This is a genomic window from Palleronia sediminis, assembly GCF_004358695.1.
GTDB lineage: Bacteria > Pseudomonadota > Alphaproteobacteria > Rhodobacterales > Rhodobacteraceae > Palleronia > Palleronia sediminis.
The window spans coordinates 66,073-84,861 of sequence record NZ_SNAA01000004.1 but is presented as its reverse complement, the minus strand read 5'-3'; the positions used below and the strand labels follow the sequence as shown (position 1 = coordinate 84,861).

The window sequence follows — 18,789 nt, the reverse complement described above, 5'->3', positions numbered from 1 at the left end:
GTCGGGGCCGGACGGCCCGCGATGGGGTCGCCCGTTTTGGTTCGCCTCCGCGCCACGCCCCCCCGGGCCGTGAATCGCATGGGCAAGCTAGCGGCTGGACCGAGGGCGCCGCAACCGATCAATGACGTTGACAGGCCGGCGGGATTGGGCATGAGCGGCAGCCGCGGATTCTATGCCACAGATTCGCCGCAACCCCCTGAAAACAAAGGGCGCGCCTTTCGGCACGCCCCCTGCAACTTATTGAATTGTCGAAAACTTACTGGCCGAGCGCCTTCACGCGATTCGACAGGCGCGACATCTTTCGCGCGGCGGTGTTCTTGTGAACGACGCCCTTGGTCACGCCGCGCATCAGCTCGGGCTGGGCGGCGCGCAGCGCGGTCTGCGCGGCCTCGGCATCGCCGGAGGCGATGGCCTCTTCGACGCGGCGCAGATGCGTGCGGATCCGCGAACGGCGGGCCTTGTTGATGAGGTGACGGCGCTCGTTCTGGCGGGCGCGTTTCTTGGACTGGGGCGTATTCGCCATGGGACATCTCTCCGGGTCGTGTGCAATTCCGTCGCGCGAAACGACCCGTGACCGGGGTGCGAAACCTCGGCATATCCGGCCAGAGCGGGCCTCACGCGCATGTGCGGCGATCCCTTAGACCAAACGCGCCCCGAGGGAAAGAGGCGATCCCGCGTCAGCGGTCGCGAAACTGCGCCTCGCGCTTTTCGAGGAACGCGGCCATCCCCTCGGTCTGGTCCTCGGAGGCGAACAGGGCATGGAACAGTCGCCGCTCGTGCAGGATGCCTTCGGCCAGCGTGGTCTCGAAGCTGCGATCCACCGCCTCCTTCACCGCGAGCGTCGCGATCTGGCTTTTCTCGGCGATCTTCTGCGCGGCGCTCAACGCCTCTTCCATGAGCTTCTTGGCGGGCACCACCCGGCTGACCAGCCCCGAACGCTCGGCCTCGGCCGCATCCATGAAGCGCCCGGTCAGGTGCATGTCCATCGCCTTGGACTTGCCGACCGCGCGGGTCAGGCGTTGCGTCCCGCCAAGCCCCGCGACGATGCCGAGGTTGATCTCGGGCTGGCCGAACTTGGCGGTATCGGCGGCGATGATGAAATCGCACATCATGGCCAGCTCGCACCCGCCGCCCAGCGCATAGCCGGCGACGGCGGCGATGACGGGCTTGCGGCATTTCTCGATGGCGGTGGCCTCGCGGCCGAACAGGTCGCGGGTGAACGCCTCGACAAAGGTCCGCTCGGACATTTCCTTGACATCGGCCCCGGCGGCAAAGGCCTTTTCCGACCCGGTCAGGACGATGCAGCGCACCTTTTCGTTGCGATCGGCCTCGCCCACGGCATCGGCCAGTTCGGTCAGAAGCGTGTTGTTGAGCGCATTCAGCGCGTCGGGGCGGTTCAGGCGGATCAGGGCGACGTGGTCGTCGATCTCGACGACGATTGTCTTGTAGGCCATGGACTGCGCTCTCGCTGTTGCGTCGGACCCCGAGACTTACCAGCGGGGCGGGGCGGATCAAGCTATCTCTGGCAGGACGCGCAATAGAAGCTCGACCGGCCCGACTGAACGATCCGCCGCACCGTGCCGTCGCATCCGGGCGTGACGCAGGGCGCGCCCTCGCGGCCGTACACGCGGAACCCGTGCTGGAAATAGCCCAGCGCGCCGTCCGCCTGCCTGTAGTCGCGCAATGACGATCCCCCCGCGGCGATGGCTTCGGTCAGGGTCGCGCGGATCTCGCGCACCAGCGTCTCGAGCCGCGCGGCCCCGATCCGCCCCGCCGCCCGGCGCGGCGAGATGCGCGCGCGGTGCAGCGCCTCGCAGACATAGATGTTGCCCAGCCCGGCGACGATCCGCTGATCGAGCAGCGCGGCCTTCACGCTGCTGCGCCGCCCGGCCAGTGCCGCGGCAAGGTGGTCCGCGTGAAAGGCATTGCCCATGGGCTCGGGGCCGAGCGCGGCAAGCATCCGGTGATCGCCGAGTTCTGGCGTCGCCGCGAGGTCCATCGCACCGAACCGGCGGGGGTCGTTGAAGACGACCCGCGCCCCGCCCTCGAGCGACAGAACGACATGGTCGTGCGCTGTGAGCGGGGTAATATCGTGGTGGAACGCTCCGATCCGCGCGCCCTGCACGCTCATCCGGCCCGACATGCCCAGGTGCACGATCAGCGTCTCGCCCTGGTCGAGCCCCGCGAGCAGGTATTTCGACCGCCGGTCCAGCCGCTCGATCCGCGCCCCCTGCAGCCGCGCGGCCATCCGCTCGGGAAAGGGCCAGCGCAGGTCGGGGCGGCGGATCTCGGCCGAGAGGATGCGCCGCCCTTCCATGACCGGGGCCAGGCCGCGACGAACCGTCTCGACTTCGGGGAGTTCGGGCATCTTGAGGCTTTACGCTCCGACCTAAGTTGTGCCGCGGGACACGCGACCTATAAGAAGGCGCGTCACACGAGGGATCGCAAGAGGCATGGCAGACGACCGCACAACACATTTCGGTTTCCAGACCGTGCCCGAGGACGAGAAGGCGGGGCGCGTTCACGGCGTCTTCAGCTCGGTCGCCTCGCGCTATGACGTGATGAACGACGTCATGTCGCTGGGCATTCACCGTCTCTGGAAGGATGCGATGATGGACTGGCTGGCCCCGCGGCCGGGCCAGAACCTCCTGGATGTCGCCGGCGGGACCGGCGATATCGCGTTCCGGTTCCTGCGCCGCGCGCCGGGATCGCGGGCCACCGTGCTCGACCTGACCGAGCCCATGCTGATCGAGGGGCGCCAGCGCGCCGCCGCCGAAAGCCTGGCCGACCGGCTCGACTGGATCGTCGGCGACGCCATGGCACTGCCCTTCGAGGATGCGAAGTTCGACGTCTACACGATCAGCTTCGGCATTCGGAACGTGACGCGGATCGCCGATGCCCTGTCCGAGGCACACCGCGTCCTCAAACCCGGCGGGCGGCTCATGGTTCTCGAGTTCTCGCAGATCCCCAACGACATGCTGCAACGCCTCTACGACGCCTATTCGTTCAACGTCATCCCGCGCATGGGGCAGGCTATCGCACGGGATCGCGACAGCTATCAGTATCTCGTCGAATCGATCCGCCGCTTTCCCGATCAGGAGAGTTTTGCCGCGATGATCCGCGAGGCCGGGTTCGAGCAGGTGAAATACCGCAATCTCAGCCTCGGGATTGCCGCGCTCCATTCCGGCTGGAAGCTCTGAATGCGGGGACCCCACAACATCTGGCGGCTGATCCGCACCGGTGCCACGCTGGAGCGTACCGGGGCGATGCCCGTCGTGCTCGACGCCTTTCAGGCGCCGCCCTCGCTCAGGTTCGCGGCGCGCCTGCTCGGCTGGCCGTTCAAGTGGCTGGGCGACAGGGGCGATCCGAACCTGCCGCCGGCGCCACGCGCGCTGACGGCGCTGGGGCCCGCCTATATCAAGTTCGGGCAGGTGCTTTCGACCCGGCCCGATGTCGTCGGCGAAGAGCTGGCGACCCAGATGCGGGTGTTGCAGGACAAGCTGCCGCCCTTCCCGCTCGAGGTGGCGCGGCGGACCATCGAATCCGAACTCGAGATGCCGGTCGACACGATCTTTTCCGAGCTGTCCGAGCCGGTGGCGGCCGCCTCGATCGCGCAGGTCCACAAGGCTCGCCTGCGCGATACCGGCCAACTCGTGGCGGTCAAGGTGCTGCGCCCCGGGATCGAGCGGGCGTTCCGGCGCGATATCGACGCCTTCTACCTCGCCGCGCGAATGATCGAGCTTTTGGCGCCCTCGACCCGGCGGCTGAGGCCGATGGACGTGATCGCCCATTTCGAAGGCGTGGTGCTGGGCGAGCTCGACCTGCGACTCGAGACCTCGGCCAATGCCGAGTTCGTCGCCAATACCGCCCGCGACGAAGGGTTCCGCGTGCCCGAGGTGCATTGGTTCCTCTCGGCGCGGCGGGTCATGACCCTCGACTGGGTCGAGGGCATCCCGGCGGGCGACGTCGCCGCCATCGAGGCCGCGGGACACGACCGGCAGGCCCTGGGCGAGCGGGTGCTGAAACTGTTTCTCAGCCACGCGCTGCGCGACGGGTTCTTTCACGCCGACATGCATCAGGGCAACCTCAAGATCGGGGCGGACGGGGCGATCGTCGCGCTCGATTTCGGGATCATGGGGCGGCTCGACGAATATACGCGGCGCGTCTATGCCGAGATCATCTTCGGCTTTATCCGAAAGGATTACCGCCGCGTCGCCGAGGTCCATTTCGAGGCCGGCTACGTGCCGCCCGACCGCGACATCGACGAATTCGCCCGCGCGCTGCGCGCCGTCGGAGAGCCGATCTTCGGCATGGATGCCACTCGCATCTCGATGGGGCGGCTGCTGAACTACCTCTTCGAGGTGACGGAGCGGTTCGGCATGGAGACCCGGACCGAGTTGATCCTGTTGCAACGCACGATGGTCGTGGTCGAAGGCGTGTCGCGCAGCCTCTACCCGCAGATCAACATCTGGAACGTCGCGCAGCCGATCGTCGAGGATTACATCCGCGACAATATCGGCCCCAAGGCGTTCCTGCGCGACATGACCCGCACCGCCGTCGTGCTGTCGCGGTTCGGCCCGCGCCTGCCGCGACTGGCCGAGGATCTGCTGATCGCGCGGTCCCGCGCCCCCGAACCGGTGCCGAAACCGAGCCGCTGGCCCCTTGTCATGGCCGGGGGCGCGGGAGCCGCGGCGGCGACCGCGATCTTCGCCCTCGGCGCGCTTCTGGGTTAGGATTGCGCGGGGCCACATCGTCAGGCGCGCCGCAGCGCCAGCACATCGTCCGGCACGATCTCGACCCCGCCGGGCAGGACAAGCACCGGGCCATCGACGGTTTGGCGTATCTCGTCCACGCGGGCATAGCTTGCCACCGGTTCGCTGACCACGACGCGCCCGGCCTCGTAACTGTCCAAGGTGAACGTGTATTGGCCCATGGCCATGCGCCCGTCGGCGGGCCAGTCGAGCGTCGCACCCGCGCCGGTCACGGAACGGCGGTCGATCTCGACCCCGGCGGCATCCGTCACCACCAGCTCGTGCCTGTCGCCGGCAAGCGCGGGGGGCAGGCGCAAGGTCAGCGGCGTGCCGTCGTACCGGGCGGGCCCCGTCGCCAGCACGTCATGGCCCAGCCAGCCCGAGATGGCGGCGAACCCGTCCGCCCCGCCCGACCCGACAAGCGATTCGAGCAACTGGTTCGTCCTGACCTGCTGTTCGACCCCCGAAAAAGTCGCGAGCTGGACCGAAAACTCCTCGGCCTTCATGGGGTCGAGCGGATCCTGGTTCCGGATCTGGGTCGTCATCAGCCGCAGGAACGTCTCGAAATCCGATGATACTGCACTGGCCGTGTCGGCGGGTGCAGGAGGCCGGGGCACCGGCGCCGGGGTCTGGGTGATTTCCATGCTGTGTCACATCCTCAAATCGACGCTGTCGCCGACAAGTGCCATCGCGACAGGGCGATCGCCGCCATCGACCGGCTGGGACCCGGTCGCGAACGGGGTGCCCGAGCCATCGTCCTTGTCCCGGCCGCCGCGCCCGTCGCCGAACCCGATATCGACCGACCCGAGGTTCAGCCCGCCAAGGGCCGCCCCCAGCGCATCGCCCTGCCGCCGCAGGAACGCGGCGGTATCGTCGCGTTCGGCCGTGATGACGATGCCGAGGCCGGTCTCGGTCTGGCTGACCGCGATCCGGACCCGCCCAAGCTCGGCCGGGTGGAGCGACACCTCGATCTCGTCGCCCACGCGCCGCAGCACGGCATCGGCGATCTGCGCGACCGGGGGGCGGTCGGTCTGTGCCGCGATTTGGCTAATGGACCGCATCTCGGCCGGCTGGGCCATCCTTGGCACGGCCTCGATCCGCGCATCGACAGGCAACGCGTCGAGCGGCGCAGCCGGCTCTTTCACCTCGGTCGGGGCCACCATCAGGCGCGACGGCATGGCGCCCCATGGCAGCGGCGCGGGCACGGAGGCGGGAACGACATTCGCCGGGGCGCGGTCAGGCGCGGCGTTTGCGGGCACCGATTCGATCCGCGGCGGCTCACCGGCCGTGTCACGCGAGGCGCCGACGATTTCGCGCGGCAAGGTCATGGCCGGGGCGTCGTTGCCGGATGGCGGCTGTGGCGCCTGCCATGCCCCCTGCACCGTTGTTCCGGCCTGCCCGGTGACGTCCTGCCCTCCGGACCAGCCCGGCCATGGCGCCATGGGCAGGGTCCGTATCGCGCTGTCCTGCGCCTTGCCCGGCGCCAAAGGCTCGGGGCGGGTCGCGGTCAATGGTGCCACCCCGGTCAAGCCGCCCGCGAGGGTCGAGGCCGGGACCGCACCCAGGGGCATCTCGGGCACCGGGTCATCCGGCTCCCGCAAGGGCAGCTTGGGCAGGCCGAGCCCGTCCGCGCCTGCATCGGACGGCATCGCCCCGCCGGGGCGGATCGGCGCCGGTTCGGGCGCGAGGGGCAGAACAATGCCGAACTCGTCGGCTATATCGTCAGCCGGAACGGCATTCCCGCCCACGCCCGTGCCGGTATGCGAATCGGGGATCGCGTCATCGGCCTCGGGCCGGGGGCGTCCGGGGGCCGATGCGCCCCCCGGCAGAAGGCTTTCGAGCACACCGCGAAACTGCGGCCCCGAAACGGCAGCGCGCGACATGTCGGGCAGGGGCGCGCGTGGTTTTGGCGCCGTGGGTCCGGGGTCTATCGGTATTGCGGTCATCGCTGCGGTCCTCGTTCCGGTCGGGACAAGAAAGACAGCCAAAACTTACGATTCCTTTACCGGCCGCGCGTTAAACCGGGCCATCGAACAGGAGACGCGCATGGAAACGACCCCGATCGCCGCCGCCCCGCCGTGGGCCACGCCCGCGCTGGAACGCGCTGCCAAAGAGCTCGAGGCGGGATTTCTTGCCGAAATGCTGCGCTTTGCCGCGCCGACGCCGGACGACCATGCCTTTACCGGCGGCGTGGGCGAGGATCAGTTCGCGTCGCTTTTGCGCGACGAACACGCGCGCGCGATGGTCGAGGCCGGGGGAATCGGCCTCGCCGAGAGGATCGTCCGGGCAATGGCGGTGGCACAGGATGGATGACGCCGCCGAACGTGCCGCCGCGCTGCTGACCGAGGAACGGCGCCTGTTGCTGGCGGGCGATCTGGGCGGCCTGGCGACGCTCCTCCCCCAGAAAGAGGCGTTGGCCGAGGCGCTGCGCGGCATGAAGATGACGGTCGCCGATCTCGAGGCGCTGCGCCGCGATACAGCGCGCAACCGTGCGCTCCTCGACGCCGCCCGCAACGGTCTGGAAGCCGCACGCGCCCGGATCGACGATATCCGCGAGGCGTCCCAGCCGCGCACCTATTCCCGACGGGGCGAGCGGCGATGCCTCGACGGCGCATCGGGGGGCAAGCTCGAGCGGCGGGCCTGAACGCACGGGCGGGCCGCCATCCGCCGCGCTCACGTTTGCGTAAGCCCGATTGCGGGACGGGGGGCATTCCGCCACAGCTTCGGCACCGTGGGAGGGGTGGCGATGTTCGACGCGGCGGTGAGACAGGTGATCGACCGGCCGTTGAACCGCGCCGGCGCGACGCTTGCCGCCTGGGGGGCGACGGCCAACCAGGTCACGGCCGCAGGGCTCGCGCTGGGCCTCGCCGCGGCGGGTGCGGTCGCGTTCGAGCGGTTCGGCCTCGCGCTTTTGCTGATCGCGGCCTCGCGGCTTTGCGACGGGCTGGACGGTGCGGTGGCGCGCGCGACCCGCAAGACCGCGTTCGGCGGCTATCTCGATATAACGGCGGATTTCCTGTTCTACGGCGCCGTTCCGCTGGGGTTCATCCTCGCCGATCCCGCCTCGAACGGTATCGCGGGCGGCGTGCTGCTGACGAGCTTTTACTTCAACGGCGCCTCGTTCCTAGGCTACGCGATCCTGGCCGAGAAACGTGCGATGGCCACCTCGCATCAGGGGGAAAAGTCGCTCTACTTTTCGAACGGTCTGCTCGAGGGCACCGAGACGATCGCCTTTTTCGTGGCGATCTGCCTGTTTCCGGGCGCCTTTCCGGTACTGGCCGCGATCTTTGCCGCGCTATGTTTCGTCACCGCGACCCTGCGCATCCACGCCGCCTCCAAGATCTTCGCCGAGTGAAAGGACGTCCATGAAGTTTCCCGCCCTGCTTGCCGCCGCCCTGTTCCTGCCCATCGCGGTTTCGGCCGCGCCCGATCCCGATGACTGGGATCAGGTCCTGAAAGAGGCGCATGGCCAGACGGTGTATTGGCACGCATGGGGCGGCTCGACGTCGACCAACGATTTCATCCAGTGGCTCGCCGAACGGGTCGAGGATCGCCACGGCGTCGTGCTCGAACATGTCAAGCTGACCGACACGGCGGATGCGGTGACGCGGGTGCTCAGCGAACGGCAGGCCGGCGCGGATGAGGACGGGGCGGTGGATCTCATCTGGATCAACGGGGCCAATTTCGCCGCGATGAAGGAGCAGGACCTTCTCTTCGGCCCCTGGGCCGAGTCGCTGCCCCACCGCGCGAAGGTCGTCGAGGATGGCGTGATCGACACCGATTTCGGCACTCCCGTGGAGGGGTTCGAATCGCCCTGGGCCAAGGCGCAGCTCGTCTTCATGCATGACAGCGCCGATGCCGCGCCTTTCGCCGCGATGGAGGATCTGCCGGGCTGGGCCGCCGCCAATCCGGGGCGGTTCACCTATCCGCAACCGCCGGATTTTCTCGGGACGACCTTTCTCAAACAGGCGCTCGTGTCGCTTGTCGACGATCCCGAACGCCTGCAAACCCCGGTCGACGAGAAGGATTTCGCGACCGTCACCGAACCGTTGTGGAGCTGGCTCGACGCGCTCCACCCCTATATGTGGCGCGGCGGCGCGGCCTTTCCGGCGTCGGGGCCTGCGCAGTTCCAGCTTTTGACCGATGACGAGATCGACATCGCCCCCAGCCTGTCGCCCGGCGAAGCCTCGACCGCGATCGCCAATTTCCAGCTGCCCGACACGATCCGCACCTTCGTGCCCGAGGACGGCACCATCGGGAACGTGAGCTTCGTGGCCATTCCCTACAATTCGGGGTCGAAAGCCGCGGCCATGGTCGTCGCGAACGAGTTGCTCGACCCCGAGGTGCAGCTTCGCGCGCAGGACCCGGCGATCCTCGGCTATGGTACGGTGCTCGACATGGACAAGCTCGATCCCGGCGATTCGGGGGCGTTCGCGGCGCTCGATCAAGGCATCGCCACCCTGCCGCCCGCCGAGCTGGGCGAGGCGCTGGCCGAGCCGCATGCAAGCTGGACAAAGGCCATCGAGGCCGAATGGATCGAGCGTTACGGCGCCAGGTAACGCCCGACGCGCGGGGGACCGATGACGCGGATTCTGCCCGCATTCACGCTTGTCGCGCTGTTCGGCCCCGTGGCGGCGGGGCTTGTCGGCACGCTCCTGCCGGCCGCGGGCTATCTGCCCGCCGCGGGGTTCCACGAGCCCTCCGCCGTCGCCGTCGCGCGGCTGGCGGCATGGCCGGGCCTGATCCCCGCCAGCGCGCTGTCGCTCGGCACGGGAGTCCTGGCGACATCGGCATCGCTCGTCATCGTGGTGCTGATCGTCGCGGGCTGGTCGGGGACCCGCGCATTCCGCTGGATCGAACGCGCGCTGTCGCCGCTTCTGTCGGTGCCGCACGCCGCGGCCGCGTTCGGCATCGCCTTTCTGATCGCGCCGTCGGGCTGGATCATGCGGCTGGCTGCAACGCCGCTGGGGGTCACGCGGCCGCCCGATCTGCTGATCCTCGGCGACCCCTGGGGGCTGGCCATGACCGCGGGGCTCGTGGCCAAGGAGGTTCCGTTCCTGCTGCTTATGACGCTGGCGGCACTGCAACAGGCCCGCCCCGGCGAGGCGGCGGCCATCGCGCGGTCGCTGGGATACGGGCGCGTCACCGGCTGGCTCAAGACGGTGTTTCCCCTCGTCTATCGGCAGATCCGCCTGCCGGTCTATGTCGTGCTGGCCTATTCGATGTCGGTGGTCGATGTCGCGATGATCCTGGGGCCCTCGACCCCGCCGACCCTGTCGGTGCAGATTGTCGAATGGATGGGCGACCCCGATCTCGAGATGCGCCTCGTCGCGGCGGCGGGCGCCCTGTTGCAGCTTTTGCTGGTCCTCGGCGCGCTCGTGCTCTGGCGCGCGGGAGAGAAACTGGTTGCACGCTACGGGCGCCGTTGGGCCGCGGGGGGCGCACGGCATCCGGGCGACGGGCCGGTGCGCGCGCTGGGCCTGGGGCTCACGGTCTTGTCGGCGGGCGCGGTGCTGGCGGGGCTCGCGGCGCTCGCCATCTGGTCGGTCGCGGGGTTCTGGAGCTTTCCCGACCTCCTGCCCGAATCGCTGACCGGGCGGACATGGGCGCGCCATTCCGGCGATCTGGCCGAGGCGGCGGTCGACACGATGGCGATCGCCCTGATCGCGGCGCTGATCGCGCTGATCCTCACGATCGGCTGTCTCGAATCCGAGGCGCGGCGCGGCACCCGGCTGACGCCGACGGGGCTATGGCTGCTGTATCTGCCGCTTCTCCTGCCGCAGACCGCGTTTCTGCCGGGGTTGCAAACGCTCTTGCTGAGCGCCGGTGCCGATACCGGACACGCGCCGGTCATCGCCGCGCATCTCGTGTTCGTGTTGCCCTACGTGTTCTTTTCGCTCGGCGATCCGTGGCGGGCCTGGGACCCGCGCCACGGGCTCGCCGCCGCCGCGCTCGGCGCCTCTCCGGCGCGCGTCATGCTGGCGGTGCGCCTGCCCATGCTGCTGCGCCCCATCCTGACGGCGGCCGCGGTGGGCGTCGCGGTAAGCGTCGGGCAATACCTGCCCACCCTACTGATCGGGGGCGGGCGGGTCGCCACCCTGACCACCGAGGCGGTGGCGCTTGCCTCGGGCGGCGACAGGCGCGCCATCGGTGCCTTTGCGCTCGCGCAGACCGGTGCCGCGCTTCTGCCCTTCGCGCTGGCGATCGCCCTGCCCGCGATGCTCTGGCGCAACCGTGCGGGGCTTCATGTCTGAGGGGCTGAGGCTTGCCGATATCCGCATCGCGCTGGACGGGCGGCAGATGATCGCGCTCGACCGGGCCGTTCGGCCGGGCGCCGTTCTGACCGTAATGGGGCCATCGGGCAGCGGCAAATCCACGCTGCTGGCGTTCCTGACCGGAACCTTGCCCCCCGCATTCACCGCACGGGGCCGAATCGTTCTGGACGGCCGCGACGTGACCGACCTGCCTGCGCACCGGCGCGGGATCGGCATCCTGTTCCAGGACCACATGCTGTTTCCCCATCTGTCGGTCGCGGGGAACCTCGGCTTCGGCGCGCGGGGCGGAAACCGGGCGCAGCGGCGCGCGCGAATCGCCGATGCCTTGACCGAGGTCGGGCTCGAGGGGTTCGGCGACCGCGATCCGGCCACGCTTTCGGGCGGGCAGCGCGCGCGGGTGGCCCTGATGCGCACGCTTCTGGCCATGCCGCGCGCCTTGCTGCTGGACGAGCCTTTTTCGGGGCTCGACGCGAACATGCGGTCGTCGGTGCGCGGTCTGGTGCTCGATCATGCGCGACGGCGCGGCCTGCCGGTGGTGCTGGTCACGCATGACGCCGAGGACGCCGAGGCGGCCGGCGGAGAAATTTTCCGAATTGGGCGGATCTGACCGGATTTTCTTCTTTCCGTTAGCGGAATGTTCACTTCCCGCGCGCATGGTTCACCTGTCCAGAACGGATGGCGGCGCGAACCCCGATCGGGGGCGCGGCGATGGGTCAGAAAGACCGGATTGGGCCGCCTTGAGGGGCGGCCTGCACTCGGGCGCCGAAGCGCCCATGAACGACAAGGAAAGTTCATGTCCAGCATTCTGACCAATACCGGTGCGATGGTGGCTCTGCAGAGCCTCAAGTCGATCAACCAGAACCTCGCCAAGACCCAGTCCGAGATCTCGACGGGCAAGAGCGTGGCCAATTCCAAGGACAACTCGGCCGTCTGGGCCATCTCCAAGGTGATGGAATCCGACGTGGCCGGGTTCAAGGCCGTCTCGGAAAGCCTCGCCCTGGGCGAATCGACGGTTTCGGTGGCCCGCTCGGCGGCCGAGACGGTGAGCGACCTGCTCATCCAGATGAAAGACAAGATCACCGCGGCCCAAGGCGACAACGTCCCCCGCGACAAGCTGGATGCCGATGTCCAGGCGCTCAAGGAACAGATCAAGTCGGTGGTCGGCGCCGCGCAGTTCAACGGAATGAACCTCGTCGACGGGTCCGGGTCCGGTATCGACGTCCTCTCGTCGCTGAACCGCGACAGTGCCGGCAATGTCACGTCGTCGAACATCAGCGTCGCGGCAAAGAATTTGTCGACCGCGGGCTACACGGCGAACGACGTGTTCTCGGGCAGCTCGGCCGGGTCTTCGACCGATGGCGACACCGTGGCGCTGACCCTCGACAAGGCGACCGGCAACGCGCAGATCGAGATCGCCGAGAACGGAACGGCCTTTGCCGAGGGCGATCAGATCAGCCTGAACATCGGCGACAACAAGGTGTCCTATACCATCACCGCCGCCGATGCCGCGTCGACCACGACGGCCGATATCGTCGCGACCCAGCTGAAATCGCAGATCGACGGCCTCGGGATCGCAGGGCTGACCGTCGATTACGACAGCGGCACGCCCGGTACGCTCGACTTCACCAATGGCGGCGCCACCGACCTGCGCGTGACCGGCCAGTGGCAGAATGCCGGTTCGGGTCTTTTGGGCACGCTCGGCACGCTGAGCGTCGACAACGACGTCAACGCGACCGACGCGCTGGGCAAGATCGATGAGCTGATCGGGGTTGCCACGGATGCCGCGGCAAGCTTCGGCTCGGTGCAGGGGCGGCTCGAGACGCAGTCCAACTTCGTTTCCGGGCTGACCGATTCGCTCAAGACCGGGATCGGTTCGCTCGTCGATGCCGATATGGAGGAAACCTCGGCCCGCCTGCAGGCCCTCCAGACCCAGCAGCAGCTCGGGATCCAGTCGCTGTCCATCGCCAACCAGGCGCCGCAGTCGATCCTGTCGCTCTTCCGCTGAGCCATGGCGGCGCGCGGGCATCCCGCCCGCGCGTCATCGCAACCGTTCACCGCATGAAACGTGCTGAATCCAAAAGGACCCGTCGTGAACGCCACCCTTCTCGCCAAAACGGCCTATGGCCACGCCTCCGCCCCCGTCCGCTCGGCCGCCGATACCGAGTATGACGCCTTTGCCCGCATCACCTCGCGCCTGAACGCCGCCGCGCCCGGCCCCGAGACGGTCTCGGCCCTGCATGAAAACCGGCGGCTCTGGACCCTGCTGGGCAGCCTCGTCGCCGAACCCGAGAACGCGCTGCCGCCCGAAACCCGCGCGCGCATCCTCTATCTCGCGGAATTCACCTTTACCCATACCAGCAAGATCCTCGCCGGAAAGGCGGATCGGGCCATCCTGATCGAGATCAACGGCGCGATCATGCGCGGTCTGCGCGACCGCGTCGGAGCGGCCTGATGGCCGGTCTGGTGCTGAAGCTCGCCCCGCACGAGCGACTTCTCATCAACGGCGCCGTCATCCAGAACGGTGCGCGGCGCGGCAGCCTGAACATCGTGACACCCGGCGCGAACATCCTGCGCCTGCGCGACGCGGTCCATCCCGGCGAGGCGACGACCCCCGCGCGGCGCTTGTGCTACGGGATGCAGCTTGTCCTTTCGGGCGACACCACGCTGGGCGATGCCGCGCCGGAGCTCATGGCTGGGCTCGACGATCTGGCCGCGGCCATGTGCGACGGCGATAGCCGCCGGATCATCGCCGAGGCAAAGGCCGCGCTGATCGCGCGACGCACCTACCAGGCCCTGCGCGCCCTGCGCCGGCTGCTCCCCCGCGAGGATCGCGCTCTGGGAAAAGGCGCATGAGCTTTATCCCCGCCCTGCCGATGTCGGGCTATGCCGGCTGGGCCTATCTTGCCCGAACCCGCGATGCCCAGACCGAGGTGCTGTCCGAAAGCCCCCGGATCGCCCGCAACCTCGCCGCGATCCGCGAGGACATTGCCCAGGTGCGGGACGTCGAAACATTGATGGCCAATCGCCCCATGCTCGAGGTGGCATTGGGGGCCTTCGGGCTCGAAGACGATATCAACAACCGGTTCCTGATATCGCGCATCCTCGAGTCGGATACGGCCGACCCTGCGTCGCTTGCCAACCGGTTCTCGGACAAGCGGTATCTCGCCATGGCGGATTTCTTCGGCTTCGGGAATATCGGGGGGCCCCGCACCGGCGATACCGGTTTTGCCGACCGTCTTTCCGCAGCCTATCTCGACCGCAGTTTCGAGGTCGCCGTCGGCGAAAGCGATCCGACCCTGCGTCTGGCGCTGGGGTTCGGGCGCGAGTTGGACGCCGTCACCGCGCGCAAGGAGCTGTCGGACGACGCGCGTTGGTTCACGATCATGGCCACGCGGCCCTTGCGCAAGGTGTTCGAGGGCGCGCTGGGCCTGCCTGCCGCGACCGGCGCGCTGGATCTCGACCGACAACTCACCGCGTTCCGCAGCCGCGCCGAAGCGGCCTTCGGCACATCCGACCTGGCCGAGCTGTCCGGCACCGATATGCGCCCCCAGATCGTTCGGCGGTTCCTTGCGCAGGCCCAGATCTCTGCGGCGGTGCAGGCCACGACCCCGGCGGCCTCGGCGCTCGCCATCCTGACGGCCGGCGGGGGCCGACCTTGACCGGCGCGCCGCACGCCTCCGCGCCGAACTGTCGCGCCAGGTTTACAGTTCGGACTTGCTCGACGGGTCGCGGTGGTGTTTTCTGGCCTCATGAGTGTCAACTTGGATTTACATCACCGCTCGCGCCTGCCCGCGCCGCTGGCCCTGCTCGAACTGGTGAAGCCGATCACCTGGTTCCCGCCGGTCTGGGCCTTTGCCTGCGGTGTGGTCTCGGCCGGCGTTTGGACACCGGGCGATGCGGGGCTGGTCCTGCTGGGGTTGTTGCTGGCCGGGCCCGTGATCTGCGGGATGAGCCAGGCGGTCAACGATTGGTGCGACCGTCATGTCGACGCCCTGAACGAACCGGGCCGCCCGATCCCGTCGGGGCGGGTCTCTCCGGCGGCGGCGCTGACGATGGGCATCGTCATGAGCATCCTCGGTCTGCTGCTGGCCTGGACGCTCGGCGCTTGGGTCTTTGCCGCCACATGCGTCGCGGTCGCGGGCGCCTGGGCCTATTCGGCGCCGCCGATCCGGCTCAAGCGGGACGGATGGTGGGGGCCGATGCTCGTCGCGCTGTGCTACGAGGGCCTGCCGTGGTTCACGGGGGCGGCCGCGATGCTCGGGGCCGCACCGGGATTCCACATCATCCTCGCCGCCCTGCTTTACGCGATCGGGGCGCAAGGGATCATGGTCCTGAACGATTTCAAGGCGATCGAGGGCGATCGGGCCATGGGTATCCGGTCGCTTCCGGCGGTCAAAGGCCCGGACGTCGCCGCGCGGCTGGCCTGCACCGTGATGATCCTGCCGCAAGCGATCCTCGTCGTCATGCTGCTCGTATGGGGGCGCCCCTTTGCCGCCGCAACGATCGGCGCGCTCATCCTGGCGCAGGCGGTGCTGATGCGCCGCTTTCTTGCCCGACCGGTCGAGCGGGCAACGTGGTATAGCGGCTTCGGCGTCCCGATCTACGTGGCCGGCATGATGGTGACGGCCTTTGCCATCCGCGGCCTGGGGGTCGCGTGATGTTCGGCTGGCTGTCCATCGTGCGGCTGGGGATGGTGCAGATGGCGCTGGGGTCGGTGGTCGTTCTGACCACCTCGACGCTGAACCGTCTCATGATCGTGGAGCTTGCCTTGCCGGCGGTCCTGCCCGGCGCGCTCGTCGCGCTGCATTACGGGGTTCAGATCACCCGGCCCAACTGGGGTTTCCTGAGCGATTCGGGGGGCCACCGCACGCGCTGGATCGTGGGCGGGGTCGCGACGCTCGCCGCCGGGGCGCTGCTGGCCGCCGCCGCGATCCCGGTGCTGCAAACGGCGATGGCCGTGGGGCTGCTGCTGTCGATCCTGGCCTATGCGCTGATCGGGTTCGGCGTCGGCGCCTCGGGCACGTCACTGCTGGCGCTGCTGGCGACCGGCACCCATCCCGACCGGCGGGCGGCGGCCGCGATGATCACCTGGCTGATGATGATCTTCGGGATCGCGGCGACCGCCGGGATCGTCGGTGCGCTGCTCGATCCCTATTCGCCGGCGCGGCTGTTGCGCATCGTCGCGGGCACCTGCGGCGCGGCCTTTGCGCTCACGGTTCTCGCCACATGGCGGATCGAACGCGGGTTGACGCCGCGCCCCGCGCCGGAGCCCATGCCCTTTCGCGAGGGCATGGCCGAGGTCTGGGCCGAGCCGCGCGCGCGTGCCTTTACCGGTTTCGTGTTCCTCAGCATGACGGCCTATTTCATGCAGGAACTGATCCTCGAACCCTACGCCGGGCTCGTCTTTGCCTTCACGCCGGGCCAGTCGACCACGCTTTCGGGCGCTCAGAACGGAGGCGTTTTCCTTGGCATGCTGCTGGTGGGCATATCGGCCACGGCGCTGAAACTCGGGGCGCTGCGCGATTGGGTGATCGCGGGCTGCACCGGATCGGGCCTGTCGCTGATGGCGATCGCCGCGCTGGGCCAGACCGGGACGGGGCTGCTCGTCCCGGCGTCGGTGATGCTCGGCTTTTTCAACGGGATGTTCACCGTCGCCGCCATCGGCGCGATGATGGCGCTGGCCGGAGAGGGCCGCGAGGCGCGCGAGGGCACGCGCATGGGCCTTTGGGGCGCGGCGCAGGCCATCGCGGCGGGGTTCGGGGGCTTGGCCGGCGCCGCGGCGGTCGATGCCCTGCGCCACGGGTTGGCGACCGAATCGGCCTTTGGCCTCGTGTTCACCGCCGAGGCGGTTCTGTTCTTTGCCGCGGCCCTGATGGCCGCACGGATCATGGACGGGCCGCGCCGCGCGCCCGCAACGGGAGGGAAGGCGCATGTATGATGTCGTCGTGATCGGAGGCGGCCCGTCGGGCGCCATCGCGGCCGAGGATCTGGCACGCGCAGGACGCAAGGTCGCCCTCCTGGACAAGGCCGGGCGCATCAAGCCCTGCGGCGGCGCGATCCCGCCGCGGCTGATCGCCGATTTCGAGATCCCCGACGACCTCATCGTGGCCAGGATCTCAACCGCGCGGATGGTGTCGCCGACCGGGCGGTCGGTCGATATCCCCATCGAGAACGGTTTCGTCGGGATGGTCGATCGCAAGGATTTCGACGAATACCTCCGCGACCGGGCGGTCGCCGCCGGGGCCGAGCGGCTGACCGGCACCTTCATCCGCATCCTGCGCGGGGATACCACCGCCGTCGTCTGGCGCGACCGCGAGACCGGCGAGGAACGCCATGCCGTGACCCGGCTCGTCATCGGTGCCGATGGCGCGCGCTCGGCCGTGGCGCGGGCCGAGGTGCCGGGCGGGCGCGAGATTCCCTATGTCATCGCCTATCACGAGATCATCGCCGCCCCGACGCCGAACTCGGGACATGATGCACCCCAAGACCGTCCTGCGCCGACGGGCTACGACCCCACGCGCTGCGATGTCATCTATGACGGGCAGATCAGCCCTGATTTCTACGGCTGGGTCTTTCCGCACGGGCGCACCGCCAGCGTCGGCATGGGCACGGGCGTTTCCGGCGTCGATCTCAAGGCCGCGACCGCCAGCCTGCGCGCGACCGCCGGCCTGTCGGACTGCGAAACGATCCGGCGCGAGGGCGCGCCCATCCCGCTGCGCCCGCTCGACCGATGGGATAACGGGCGCGATGTCGTGCTGGCGGGCGACGCCGCGGGTGTCGTCGCCCCCAGTTCGGGCGAGGGCATTTATTACGCCATGATCGGCGGGCGGGTCGCGGCCACGGCCGCGCAGGCGGCGCTGACCAGCGGCCGCGCCAAGGACCTGCAACTCGCCCGAAAGCTTTTCATGCGCGAGCACAAGACCGTGTTCCGCGTCCTGCGCACCATGCAGGACGCCTATTACAAGTCCGACGAACGGCGCGAACGCTTCGTGTCGCTTTGCCACGATGTCGATGTCCAGCGCCTGACCTTCGAGGCCTACATGAACAAGAAACTGGTCCGCGCGCGCCCCATGGCGCATCTGCGGATCGGCGCCAAGAACGTCGCGCATCTGCTGAGACTCGTCCCCGAGACTTACGCATGACGATCCTGATCCCGGCCTGGCGGGACGGCCGGTTGCAGCCGGTCGAAAAGCTCGCCGTTCATCGGCTGGGGCTCAGGCACAAGGCGGTGTCGGTCTTTGCCATGCGGGGCCGCGACACGCTGCTTCAGCGGCGCGCGGCCGGGAAATACCACACGCCCGGCCTCTGGACGAACGCGTGCTGCACGCATCCCCATTGGGACGAGGCGCCGTCGGACTGCGCGACCCGCCGCATGGCCGAAGAGCTGGGCCTCGACTGCCCCGCGCCCGAGTTCCGGGGCCGGGCGGAGTATCGCACCGATGTGGGCGGCGGCCTGATCGAGCATGAGCTGGTCGATATCTTCGTCGCCGAGATCCCCGTGACGCAGGAACCCGCGCCCGACCCCGACGAGGTCGACGCCACGCGATGGGTCGGGCTTGACGACCTCCTGGACGACCTGGCCCATCACCCGGCCCGCTATACCCCCTGGCTGCGCATCTATCTGGCCGAGCACCGCACCCGCATTTTCGGCGATCTGGTTCAGGCGTGACGCAATCGTGACGGGATGCGCGGGCCGGGCCCGCGTTTTCGGCCGTTGCAGGTTTGCCTTGGGGTCGGCCTGACGTATGTTTCCGCCCAAGCGA

Annotated in this window: 21 protein-coding genes; 16 read left to right on the top strand and 5 right to left on the bottom strand. The window is 68.8% G+C overall.

The features are described 5' to 3' along the window. Positions 1-256 precede the first annotated feature (256 nt). The 3 genes from rpsT to mutM all read right to left on the bottom strand — a co-directional run bounded on the left by rpsT (position 257) and on the right by mutM (position 2,368). Positions 257-523 carry a 30S ribosomal protein S20 gene (gene rpsT / locus E2L08_RS05320; protein ID WP_133396025.1) on the bottom strand — a complete coding sequence of 89 codons (267 nt, stop codon included), beginning with the start codon at positions 521-523 and terminating at the stop codon, positions 257-259. A gap of 154 nt (positions 524-677) precedes the next feature. After that, positions 678-1,454, bottom strand: a complete 777-nt coding sequence (locus E2L08_RS05315) for an enoyl-CoA hydratase (RefSeq protein WP_133396024.1) — start codon at positions 1,452-1,454, stop codon at positions 678-680. Between the two features lie 62 nt (positions 1,455-1,516). After that, positions 1,517-2,368 carry a bifunctional DNA-formamidopyrimidine glycosylase/DNA-(apurinic or apyrimidinic site) lyase gene (gene mutM, locus E2L08_RS05310; RefSeq protein WP_133396023.1) on the bottom strand — a complete coding sequence of 284 codons (852 nt, stop codon included), beginning with the start codon at positions 2,366-2,368 and terminating at the stop codon, positions 1,517-1,519. Positions 2,369-2,453: 85 nt separating this feature from the next. Between mutM and ubiE the strand changes: the two genes are divergently transcribed. Further along, positions 2,454-3,200 carry a bifunctional demethylmenaquinone methyltransferase/2-methoxy-6-polyprenyl-1,4-benzoquinol methylase UbiE gene (gene ubiE / locus E2L08_RS05305; RefSeq protein ID WP_133396022.1) on the top strand — a complete coding sequence of 249 codons (747 nt, stop codon included), beginning with the start codon at positions 2,454-2,456 and terminating at the stop codon, positions 3,198-3,200. Next, positions 3,201-4,733: a 2-polyprenylphenol 6-hydroxylase gene (gene ubiB, locus E2L08_RS05300; RefSeq protein ID WP_133396021.1), complete on the top strand. Its 1,533-nt coding sequence runs from the start codon at positions 3,201-3,203 to the stop codon at positions 4,731-4,733. Between the two features lie 20 nt (positions 4,734-4,753). Here ubiB and E2L08_RS05295 read toward each other — a convergent pair whose 3' ends face one another. Together E2L08_RS05295 and E2L08_RS05290 are read right to left on the bottom strand one after the other, a co-directional pair. Further along, positions 4,754-5,395 (bottom strand): flagellar hook capping FlgD N-terminal domain-containing protein, encoded by a 642-nt coding sequence (locus E2L08_RS05295; protein ID WP_133396020.1) that lies wholly within the window; start codon positions 5,393-5,395, stop codon positions 4,754-4,756. Between the two features lie 6 nt (positions 5,396-5,401). Then, positions 5,402-6,697 (bottom strand): flagellar hook-length control protein FliK, encoded by a 1,296-nt coding sequence (locus E2L08_RS05290; protein ID WP_133396019.1) that lies wholly within the window; start codon positions 6,695-6,697, stop codon positions 5,402-5,404. 100 nt (positions 6,698-6,797) lie between these two features. Between E2L08_RS05290 and E2L08_RS05285 the strand changes: the two genes are divergently transcribed. The 14 genes from E2L08_RS05285 (at position 6,798) to idi (ending at position 18,695) form a co-directional block, all read left to right on the top strand. Further along, the gene (locus E2L08_RS05285) at positions 6,798-7,064 is read left to right on the top strand and encodes a rod-binding protein (RefSeq protein WP_133396018.1); all 267 of its coding nucleotides are present in this window, start codon (positions 6,798-6,800) and stop codon (positions 7,062-7,064) included. Further along, positions 7,057-7,395 (top strand): hypothetical protein, encoded by a 339-nt coding sequence (locus E2L08_RS05280; protein ID WP_133396017.1) that lies wholly within the window; start codon positions 7,057-7,059, stop codon positions 7,393-7,395. Before E2L08_RS05285 ends, E2L08_RS05280 begins: the two co-directional genes overlap by 8 nt. A gap of 102 nt (positions 7,396-7,497) precedes the next feature. After that, positions 7,498-8,106: a CDP-alcohol phosphatidyltransferase family protein gene (locus tag E2L08_RS05275; protein ID WP_133396016.1), complete on the top strand. Its 609-nt coding sequence runs from the start codon at positions 7,498-7,500 to the stop codon at positions 8,104-8,106. A 10-nt stretch (positions 8,107-8,116) separates the two neighbouring features. Next, entirely contained in the window at positions 8,117-9,310 is a 1,194-nt protein-coding gene (locus E2L08_RS05270) for an ABC transporter substrate-binding protein (RefSeq protein ID WP_133396015.1), read from the top strand. 21 nt (positions 9,311-9,331) lie between these two features. Then, positions 9,332-11,005: an ABC transporter permease gene (locus E2L08_RS05265; protein WP_133396014.1), complete on the top strand. Its 1,674-nt coding sequence runs from the start codon at positions 9,332-9,334 to the stop codon at positions 11,003-11,005. Continuing rightward, a complete protein-coding gene (locus tag E2L08_RS05260; RefSeq protein ID WP_133396013.1) occupies positions 10,998-11,633 on the top strand; it encodes an ATP-binding cassette domain-containing protein in 636 nt (211 codons plus the stop codon). The genes E2L08_RS05265 and E2L08_RS05260 overlap by 8 nt, the downstream gene beginning before the upstream one ends. Before the next feature lie 186 nt (positions 11,634-11,819). Beyond that, positions 11,820-13,031 carry a flagellin N-terminal helical domain-containing protein gene (locus E2L08_RS05255; RefSeq protein WP_133396012.1) on the top strand — a complete coding sequence of 404 codons (1,212 nt, stop codon included), beginning with the start codon at positions 11,820-11,822 and terminating at the stop codon, positions 13,029-13,031. Positions 13,032-13,115: 84 nt separating this feature from the next. Next, a complete protein-coding gene (flaF, locus tag E2L08_RS05250; RefSeq protein ID WP_133396011.1) occupies positions 13,116-13,478 on the top strand; it encodes a flagellar biosynthesis regulator FlaF in 363 nt (120 codons plus the stop codon). Continuing rightward, positions 13,478-13,879 carry a flagellar biosynthesis repressor FlbT gene (locus tag E2L08_RS05245; protein ID WP_133396010.1) on the top strand — a complete coding sequence of 134 codons (402 nt, stop codon included), beginning with the start codon at positions 13,478-13,480 and terminating at the stop codon, positions 13,877-13,879. The genes flaF and E2L08_RS05245 overlap by 1 nt, the downstream gene beginning before the upstream one ends. Further along, positions 13,876-14,685: a DUF1217 domain-containing protein gene (locus E2L08_RS05240; protein WP_133396009.1), complete on the top strand. Its 810-nt coding sequence runs from the start codon at positions 13,876-13,878 to the stop codon at positions 14,683-14,685. The genes E2L08_RS05245 and E2L08_RS05240 overlap by 4 nt, the downstream gene beginning before the upstream one ends. Before the next feature lie 90 nt (positions 14,686-14,775). Then, positions 14,776-15,684, top strand: coding sequence for a chlorophyll synthase ChlG (chlG, locus tag E2L08_RS05235; protein ID WP_133396008.1), 909 nt, complete (start codon positions 14,776-14,778; stop codon positions 15,682-15,684). After that, positions 15,681-16,964 (top strand): BCD family MFS transporter, encoded by a 1,284-nt coding sequence (locus tag E2L08_RS05230; protein WP_133396007.1) that lies wholly within the window; start codon positions 15,681-15,683, stop codon positions 16,962-16,964. Before chlG ends, E2L08_RS05230 begins: the two co-directional genes overlap by 4 nt. Then, positions 16,957-18,168, top strand: a complete 1,212-nt coding sequence (locus tag E2L08_RS05225; RefSeq protein ID WP_133396006.1) for a geranylgeranyl diphosphate reductase — start codon at positions 16,957-16,959, stop codon at positions 18,166-18,168. The genes E2L08_RS05230 and E2L08_RS05225 overlap by 8 nt, the downstream gene beginning before the upstream one ends. Continuing rightward, positions 18,165-18,695 carry an isopentenyl-diphosphate Delta-isomerase gene (gene idi / locus E2L08_RS05220; protein WP_133396005.1) on the top strand — a complete coding sequence of 177 codons (531 nt, stop codon included), beginning with the start codon at positions 18,165-18,167 and terminating at the stop codon, positions 18,693-18,695. The genes E2L08_RS05225 and idi overlap by 4 nt, the downstream gene beginning before the upstream one ends. Positions 18,696-18,789: the final 94 nt, after the last annotated feature.

Excerpts from the sequence above, each read along its gene's own strand:
- E2L08_RS05295 (WP_133396020.1), bottom strand. The coding sequence starts at position 5,395 with ATGGAAATCACCCAGACCCCGGCGCCGGTGCCCCGGCCTCCTGCACCC.
- E2L08_RS05245 (WP_133396010.1), top strand. The coding sequence starts at position 13,478 with ATGGCCGGTCTGGTGCTGAAGCTCGCCCCGCACGAGCGACTTCTCATC.
- E2L08_RS05280 (WP_133396017.1), top strand. The coding sequence starts at position 7,057 with ATGGATGACGCCGCCGAACGTGCCGCCGCGCTGCTGACCGAGGAACGG.
- E2L08_RS05285 (WP_133396018.1), top strand. The coding sequence starts at position 6,798 with ATGGAAACGACCCCGATCGCCGCCGCCCCGCCGTGGGCCACGCCCGCG.
- E2L08_RS05265 (WP_133396014.1), top strand. The coding sequence starts at position 9,332 with ATGACGCGGATTCTGCCCGCATTCACGCTTGTCGCGCTGTTCGGCCCC.
- ubiE (WP_133396022.1), top strand. The coding sequence starts at position 2,454 with ATGGCAGACGACCGCACAACACATTTCGGTTTCCAGACCGTGCCCGAG.
- ubiB (WP_133396021.1), top strand. The coding sequence starts at position 3,201 with ATGCGGGGACCCCACAACATCTGGCGGCTGATCCGCACCGGTGCCACG.
- E2L08_RS05260 (WP_133396013.1), top strand. The coding sequence starts at position 10,998 with ATGTCTGAGGGGCTGAGGCTTGCCGATATCCGCATCGCGCTGGACGGG.
- E2L08_RS05255 (WP_133396012.1), top strand. The coding sequence starts at position 11,820 with ATGTCCAGCATTCTGACCAATACCGGTGCGATGGTGGCTCTGCAGAGC.
- E2L08_RS05275 (WP_133396016.1), top strand. The coding sequence starts at position 7,498 with ATGTTCGACGCGGCGGTGAGACAGGTGATCGACCGGCCGTTGAACCGC.
- rpsT (WP_133396025.1), bottom strand. The coding sequence starts at position 523 with ATGGCGAATACGCCCCAGTCCAAGAAACGCGCCCGCCAGAACGAGCGC.
- E2L08_RS05240 (WP_133396009.1), top strand. The coding sequence starts at position 13,876 with ATGAGCTTTATCCCCGCCCTGCCGATGTCGGGCTATGCCGGCTGGGCC.
- E2L08_RS05315 (WP_133396024.1), bottom strand. The coding sequence starts at position 1,454 with ATGGCCTACAAGACAATCGTCGTCGAGATCGACGACCACGTCGCCCTG.
- E2L08_RS05225 (WP_133396006.1), top strand. The coding sequence starts at position 16,957 with ATGTATGATGTCGTCGTGATCGGAGGCGGCCCGTCGGGCGCCATCGCG.
- E2L08_RS05290 (WP_133396019.1), bottom strand. The coding sequence starts at position 6,697 with ATGACCGCAATACCGATAGACCCCGGACCCACGGCGCCAAAACCACGC.
- chlG (WP_133396008.1), top strand. The coding sequence starts at position 14,776 with ATGAGTGTCAACTTGGATTTACATCACCGCTCGCGCCTGCCCGCGCCG.
- idi (WP_133396005.1), top strand. The coding sequence starts at position 18,165 with ATGACGATCCTGATCCCGGCCTGGCGGGACGGCCGGTTGCAGCCGGTC.
- E2L08_RS05270 (WP_133396015.1), top strand. The coding sequence starts at position 8,117 with ATGAAGTTTCCCGCCCTGCTTGCCGCCGCCCTGTTCCTGCCCATCGCG.
- mutM (WP_133396023.1), bottom strand. The coding sequence starts at position 2,368 with ATGCCCGAACTCCCCGAAGTCGAGACGGTTCGTCGCGGCCTGGCCCCG.